This is a genomic window from Acanthopleuribacter pedis (assembly GCF_017377855.1).
In the GTDB taxonomy this organism is placed as follows: domain Bacteria; phylum Acidobacteriota; class Holophagae; order Acanthopleuribacterales; family Acanthopleuribacteraceae; genus Acanthopleuribacter; species Acanthopleuribacter pedis.
Genome location: NZ_JAFREP010000027.1, coordinates 161,926 through 168,895, shown reverse-complemented (window position 1 = coordinate 168,895; position 6,970 = coordinate 161,926). Strand labels below are relative to the sequence as shown.

At 55.3% G+C, this 6,970-nt stretch carries 5 protein-coding genes; 4 read left to right on the top strand and 1 reads right to left on the bottom strand.

Annotated elements, in window-relative coordinates; genetic code table 11:
- Positions 1–233: 233 nt before the first annotated feature.
- The 4 genes from J3U88_RS25230 to J3U88_RS25215 are packed head-to-tail and all read left to right on the top strand — an operon-like array spanning position 234 to position 5,626.
- Complete coding sequence (locus J3U88_RS25230; protein ID WP_207861777.1) at positions 234–1,721, top strand: RHS repeat domain-containing protein; 1,488 nt, start codon at positions 234–236, stop codon at positions 1,719–1,721.
- Positions 1,722–1,745: 24 nt separating this feature from the next.
- Positions 1,746–4,622, top strand: a complete 2,877-nt coding sequence (locus J3U88_RS25225; protein WP_207861776.1) for an RHS repeat-associated core domain-containing protein — start codon at positions 1,746–1,748, stop codon at positions 4,620–4,622.
- A gap of 3 nt (positions 4,623–4,625) precedes the next feature.
- Entirely contained in the window at positions 4,626–5,006 is a 381-nt protein-coding gene (locus tag J3U88_RS25220) for a hypothetical protein (protein ID WP_207861775.1), read from the top strand.
- Entirely contained in the window at positions 5,003–5,626 is a 624-nt protein-coding gene (locus J3U88_RS25215) for a hypothetical protein (protein WP_207861774.1), read from the top strand. Before J3U88_RS25220 ends, J3U88_RS25215 begins: the two co-directional genes overlap by 4 nt.
- Positions 5,627–5,711: 85 nt before the next feature.
- On the opposite strand, the gene J3U88_RS25210 is transcribed toward J3U88_RS25215, so the two are convergent.
- Positions 5,712–6,872, bottom strand: coding sequence for an integrase core domain-containing protein (locus J3U88_RS25210; RefSeq protein WP_207861773.1), 1,161 nt, complete (start codon positions 6,870–6,872; stop codon positions 5,712–5,714).
- Between the last annotated feature and the right edge of the window lie 98 nt (positions 6,873–6,970).

Below are 6,970 nucleotides of genomic sequence, written 5' to 3'. Positions count from 1 at the left end.
CCATTATTTAATGAACGAATCGTTTCACGCTGAACCCGAATCAGACCCAGAAGAAAATCGAGCACGGCCTGCTGACGCGTTTCCACCTTCCCCAAAAACAAAACCAACCACAAAACGTTCAGCCACGTCATCGTTTCTCCTCCATAAACATCCAGGTAACATGAACCTTCGTTGATTCACAACGAAAGACAGAAACAGGCGATCTCCCGAAACCCAAGCGGGGTGTTGCACCATTGCAGTATCCCGCCGATGAGTGGGACGGGGCGATCTTCAAGCCAAACGGCAAGGATACGCTGGGCACCGCCCACTTCAACCGTTTCGGCGAGGTCGTCGGCGGCACCCGTTTGGGTACCGAGCAAACCGTGGAACGCGACGGTTTGGGCCGGGTCACCGCAACCACGCTGGGCAACCAATCGGCCACGTTCCAGCACCTCACCGTCGGTAACCGCGTGGTGGTCGCGAGCGAGGATGAGGCAAGCGATACCGCCTGGCGCGAAGCCTACGACGAGCGCGGCTTGCTCCGTGAGGTCACCGTCGCCAAACCCATCGCGGCGACCACGCGGTTTACCTACGATCCCTTGGCTCGTTTGGTGAGCGTGGTGCGCAGCGAGGGGCCGGCCGTGGGCACCACCCGTTACAGCTACTTCGAGGATACCGACATCGTGACGCGGGTGACCGGCCCCGCCGGCATCAGCCAGAGCCAAAATGTGGTAATTGGGGACGCCGGTATCGAGATCACCCGCGCGGATGCCACCATCGCGGGCCAAACCGACACCGTGCCGATCACCATCAGCGCCGACGGTTTGACCGTGCAGCACGAGCTGGGCGGGGTTGGCACCGCCGTCACCCAGTTGGACGGCTTCGGGCGGCCGACGGAAACCGGGGCCGGCGAAACCAAACAAACCACGACCTATGCCGAGGGCGAAACCACCACGACCGACGGCTTTAACGGGCGCACCGCCACGCTAAAGGTCGAAGATCCCTACGGCATCAAACAAAGCATCAGCGTCAAAGATCAAAAAACCGGCGACACCCGCGCGGCAAGCTCGGAAGTCACTTTTGACAGCACGGGCATGATCGCCAAAACCACCCAAGGCGGGCAGGAACGAAGTGTCCGTGTGAACGGTGAGGGCGAGATCGAGGAGATCCGGGTCGGCGACCGGGTGGTTACCTTGACCGATTACCACGCGAGCGGCGCACCGGGTTCGATCAGCATCGGGCGCGACGGGGTTACTGGCAACACGACCGCTTCCACCGAGTACGACAGCCACGGCCGGCCGACTTCCGGCACCGATCCCCACGGCCACGCTTGGTCCCTCACCTACAACGACAACGGCCAGGTGGCGACTTATACCCATCCACGGGGGATGGTGTTCGATTACGCGTACCATCCCGAGCTCGGCATCCTCAACCGGGTCAGTACCAACGAGCCCAACCGGACCGACAGCGAGCTGGTTCTGTTCGCGCGTGGCGAGGGTGACAGCGGTTTGCTGAGCGGTACCTTCGGCAATTGGCTGGGTCATCAGCAACAGATCGGCATCGATGTGGGCGACAACAACAAGGGCGTCACCCTCACCGAAACCACCACCACGGCCGGCAGCGCCAAACGCGGCGTGACGCGTAGCCTGCGTTTGGAAGAAGGAACCGGCTTGCCGACCCAAGCCGAGGGCCCAAGCGGCACGACCCGCTTCAGCCATGAAGCATTCGGCAACAAAAGCTAGGTCACCCTGCCCAACGGTGCCACCGTGGGTCGTGAAAACGATGGATTCGGCACCGCGCTGCGCAACACCCGCAACGGGTTAACGCAAACCCAGGTGCGTCGCGACGAACGCGGTCGGGTTGTCGGCATGCGCACGCCCAACCGCGAGATCAACCTCACCTACGACAAGGCCGCCGACGCCTTGGCGCGCATCGACGGCCTAAAAGAACCCATCGCTTTCTCCAACTTCAACCATCTCAGCCAGCCGGGTCGGGCCGATATCGGCAACGGCCGTTTGGTGATGGAGATGGAATACCACGGCGGCGGTCGCCTCAGCTGTGTGACCGAAACCAGAAAAGGCGGACTGAGCACAACGCGCACCTACAGCAGTTTCGGTGACCTGAGCAGCATCCAACGGGGCAATCAACCCGCCGTGTCCTACAGCTACAACCGCTGGGGCGGCGTGGCGAGCATGCGCTACAAAGGTCAGGACTACGAGGTATTTGGCAACGGCGCATCGGGCAAGCTCAACTTCCCCGGCGACGTCACCGCCGACATCGATTCCAAGGGCCGTTTAATCGAAGTACAACGTCCCGGCCTGGCCCTCAAAGAATTGACCTACAGCGACGACGATCAACTGGACCAGCTCTTTTTTGGTGGGCAATTGCTTCGCGACTACGATTACCGTAACGGTGATCTCAGCGAGATTCGCGTCGTCAACGCAAACGGCCCCGAGGACCTGTACGCATACCAATACGACGAACACGGCCGCCTGAGCACCATCCTCGAAAATGGCGCGGTGTTGGCAGCCTGGACCTATCCCGACCCGGACAACAGCGCCGGCCAGGACCCGGATCAACGCTTCGTGGACGGGGAACGGGTGCTGAGTTACACGGATGGAAACGGGGTGTTGCACCGCTACGGCTACGATGCATACGGGTACACCAACCGGATCGACATCGAAGGCGGCCCCACCTTCCACTACCGCCGCGACGACGCGGGTAACCTGCTGGAACTGCAATCAAGCGGGATGGCCGTAACCTACACGGATTGGCAAGAAGGCTTACCGGCGACCATGACGTGGGGCGACGGCACGCGTTTCAGCATCGACCGCGACAGCAACAACAACCTGCAGCGCATCGCCGACGACGCCGAGGTCTTCGTCCTCGACCTCACCTGGCGATCGGAAACGGCAAGCGGCGACCCCTGCGAATCAGGCGGATCAGAAGACAAACAACTCACGCGAGTAGAACGAAAAGCAGGGACCTTCAGCGAAATCATCGAACCCAGCTACAACAGCGACGAACACCTGACCGGCGTCACCATCAACCGCAACAGCAACGGCGTCACCGACCAAATCCAAGAAAGCTACGGCACAGTGCAAAATCAACTGCTGGGCGGCCTAACCCGCCTGCTCAACAACCAAGTGCTGGTAGATGAGCAATTGGCGGCCGAAGCGGGCGCGGACAACCGCCGCATCCACCAACGCATCGGCGCAACGGGCGCCACGGAGCCAAGCGGCACCGACCAATACAGCTACGATCCGGTGCTGGGCAACTTGCAACAAATCAACCGCCGCGACGGGACGGTGCGCACCTTCGTATGGGACGGCTTCCGCCGCCTGCGCGAGATCTGCGACGAAGGCAACCTAACCGCCCAATACCACTACGATCACCAGTACCGGCGCATCCGCGCCGCCACCCAACACCACCCACAACCCCTGGCTTTCGCCTACGAGGGCAGCAAAGTCATCGCCATCGGCCTGTACGAGGGACCGGGTCAAGTCCAATGGACCCACGCCATCGGCCAAGGCCCACTCGGCCCGGCCTTCATCAAAGACCTGACCGGCGCGGGCATGGACTACCACATCTTCACCGACCACCTCGGCACGCCACTGGCGTACAAAAACACCAACACGGGAACGATTTACATCAACCCGCGTTCACCCTGGGGCGAATCCCTGGCCAACACCCCAGCGCGAGGTTCCCCCTACACCACCCAAAACTTCAGCCTCCCCCCGGACCCCATCTTCCCAACAATCCCCCTCGGCCTAAGCGGCCACCTCGAAGACAGGGACACCGGCCTAACCTACATGCACCACCGCTACTACGACCCGCGGCTAGGCCACTTCCTAAACCCGGACTTCCGCGCCCCCGACATCTACGACCCCAGTACCTTCACCGAACCGTACGCGTTCGCTGCCGGCAACCCGATAATGTTCTGGGATCCGAATGGATTAATTTCCACTGGTGATTTTCTCGAAACGGAGATGACAAACCTTGCGGTGGAGTACAGCGAAGCTAAAACAATTGGAATGAAGTTCGCTGTTGGATCCACGGCAGTTGCGCTTGGAGCTGTTCAGGGTGGTTACCAAGTCCTTAACTTGTTGACTTGGGGATCGACGGAACGTTTGAGTAAATCCACCGATGATTATTTGGTTGGCAAAGTTGGCGCTGGGGAATATGCTCTACAAACCGTCGGCAATTTATCAACCATGGGTGCAGCCCTGACTTTTAATTTTCTTGGTGGCGGATTAATCGTCAATGGTTTGGCAAAAGTTGGCTTGACTGGGATCGGTGGAACGACATTAGCCGGTTCAATCACAGGTATGGGTGATGTCTTAGGAAACGATGGTTTTGCAAACCTTTATGGAGAAAGATCAGGTCTTTCGGATTGGAAAGTTTACCTTAGCGGCGCTGTATTAGGCGGTGGAGTAGGTTCTGTTGGTTATTATTTGAGTGACTTGAACCACATTCTCAACCAGGCATACATCGGAGATTCTTCTGGGTTAAACAAGATCATTAAGGAGTTAGAGTACCCTGTAATTCCGGTAAGGAAAGATCTTTTACCTCCTAGAAGAATAAATTACCAATCTGATCAGTTTGGGTTATATGTTTTCGTTCGTACGATCAAACCAAAATAATCTATGGAGGATTTCGCGAGATATGTCGTTTCGAGTGAGCATTGGGGCGGGGTTACCGCAGGACAGGCAGGAGGAGCTGCTAAAATCCAAGCTCATGCCGCAGGGGAATTGCATACCGATACATGGTACAGGTTTGTTACTGAGGTTGAGCTATACCCGTTTTCCACAAGAGGCTATGCTGTCTGGCATAAAGGAACAAAGGGTATAACTTATAAAGGAACCAAGAAAAATGATCAAGATATCGAGGTTGATTTTTATGGTTTTGACACTATCGTAATAGAAGTTTCGGAATCCCTTAAAAGCTACTTGTCAAAAGATCATCTAGAGCTTATCGAACAAAACAGAAAAAAGTTTCTTGAGTTCATGAATGGAGGCCAAAAATGAAATCCCAAGGAGAACGTCTGGCACAGGATATGATCGACCAGATAGAAAAAGTTCTATCTGGTGATATTTCACGAAGCGAGCTATTAGCCTGGTATAGAAACGAGGACTCGAAGTTTACTATCAAGGGCAGTTATGGCACATATCCTCCGTTGACCAAAGAACAAGGTTTTGATGTTTTTGTAAATCTAGGGTTTGTGTGTCACAAAAATCCCCTTGATAGAAGTGAGTTTTTTTTAAGAGATATTGACCTCAATGAGTACCTAGGTGGATTAAAAAAAACAAGCCGAAGCCAGAAAAATGGCCTGATCGCCGTTCGATGGGATGAAATAATTTGGTTTAGAGATGCATATTGTCTTGGCTTCATGAAGGAAGATAGTCTTCTTTCGCAGTTGGGGGTACAGCTTGTTAGATGGGTAGATGATTTTTCCGAATTAGGTGAATTTTGCCAGATCAAGCTAGGTGAGCATCGAGTCAATTTAACTCGAAGCTTGACAAAGTCTCCGTGTGAAATTTCTTTATCTATACCTGAGCCCAATCTCACCCACTTAAAAGATTTCATTGGAGAACTAGGTATAAGTTCAAATAAATTAGTTTGGAAATCGAAATTTGTGATTCTTTAGATTTCCGCAGTGTCCCAGAAATAACGAGGCTGGCAATTCAAGATGAAATCCGCGCCGCTGAAGGGAGATCTACCTTTCACTTTGGTTAAAAATGACATAAATTTTGTCGGAGAGTGGGTTGTTTTTGGTGCAACGGACTTATTTGGACGCACTTTAGCCTTGGATTTTGATTTAAATCCACGTAGTTCCTAACTAGAAACGCGATGATAAAAGCTGAGCAGGCCGCCCAGCCGGGTTCGTCGCCGGATTTTGCCCTGTGGCCGGAGATCAGCCGGTTGCCAAGTCCTTGATGGGGGCGTTCCTCACGGTAGTGGGTCACGTATTCACGCAAAAGGTACTCAAGTTGTTCCCTGGAGAAAATCACGAATCGATCCAAGCATTCTTCGCGGATACTGCGAATCACGCGTTCCACGTGGGCGTTCAGGTTGGGTGAACGGGCCGGCAGTTTTACCGTGGTCACGCCCGAAGCCGCCAAGGTTTGTTTCAGCTTTTGGCTAAAAACCGCCGCCCGGTCGTGGATTAGGTACGATCCCTCTTTCAGAAACCCGTGGTTTTCATCGGTTTCATTGCGGGCGATCTGAACCAGCCACGCTTGCGTCGGCTCATCCACGATGCCGGCGATGTGAATGCGCCGCGTCGCCAGGTGCATCATCACCAGGACATGCACGCGCTGAATGCCCCAGCCACGGGTCAGTTCCACCGTAAAGAAGTCCGCGGCAATCATACTCGACCAGTGCTGCTCTAGGAAATCACGCCATGATCGGGCGCGTTTGGGGGCGGGGTTCAAGCCACCGTCCTCCAAAATCCGCGCCACGGTATTTTTCGAAAGCGAAACGCCGACCTGCTTCAGAACCCCAACGATCCTGCGGTAGCCCCAGCTTGGATTCTCCTCGGCCAAACGCCGGACTAAAGCGACGGTCTCTGGCGCAGTGGCCGGCCGACCTCGTCGCATGGAATCAGCATTATATTTCTGATGCACCCGCTTTTTATACCAACGCAAAAACGTGTCCGGGCTGTAACTCAGGGCCGCGATGTCTTGCAAAAAATCATGGGGCACGGCCCGCGCCAGGATCGCAAGCCGGCGCCGCTGTTGGTCGTTTAAACGTTTGTCCCTGCCCTTATTTAATGAACGAATCGTTTCACGCTGAACCCGAATCAGACCCAGAAGAAAATCGAGCACGGCCTGCTGACGCGTTTCCACCTTCCCCAAAAACAAAACCAACCACAAAACGTTCAGCCACGACATCGTTTCTCCTCCATAACCATCCAGGTTGCATGAACCCTCGTTGATTCACAACGAAAGACAGAAACAGGCGATCTCCCGAAACCCAAGTGGGGTGTTGC

Excerpts from the sequence above, each read along its gene's own strand:
- J3U88_RS25220 (WP_207861775.1), top strand. The coding sequence starts at position 4,626 with ATGGAGGATTTCGCGAGATATGTCGTTTCGAGTGAGCATTGGGGCGGG.
- J3U88_RS25215 (WP_207861774.1), top strand. The coding sequence starts at position 5,003 with ATGAAATCCCAAGGAGAACGTCTGGCACAGGATATGATCGACCAGATA.
- J3U88_RS25210 (WP_207861773.1), bottom strand. The coding sequence starts at position 6,872 with ATGTCGTGGCTGAACGTTTTGTGGTTGGTTTTGTTTTTGGGGAAGGTG.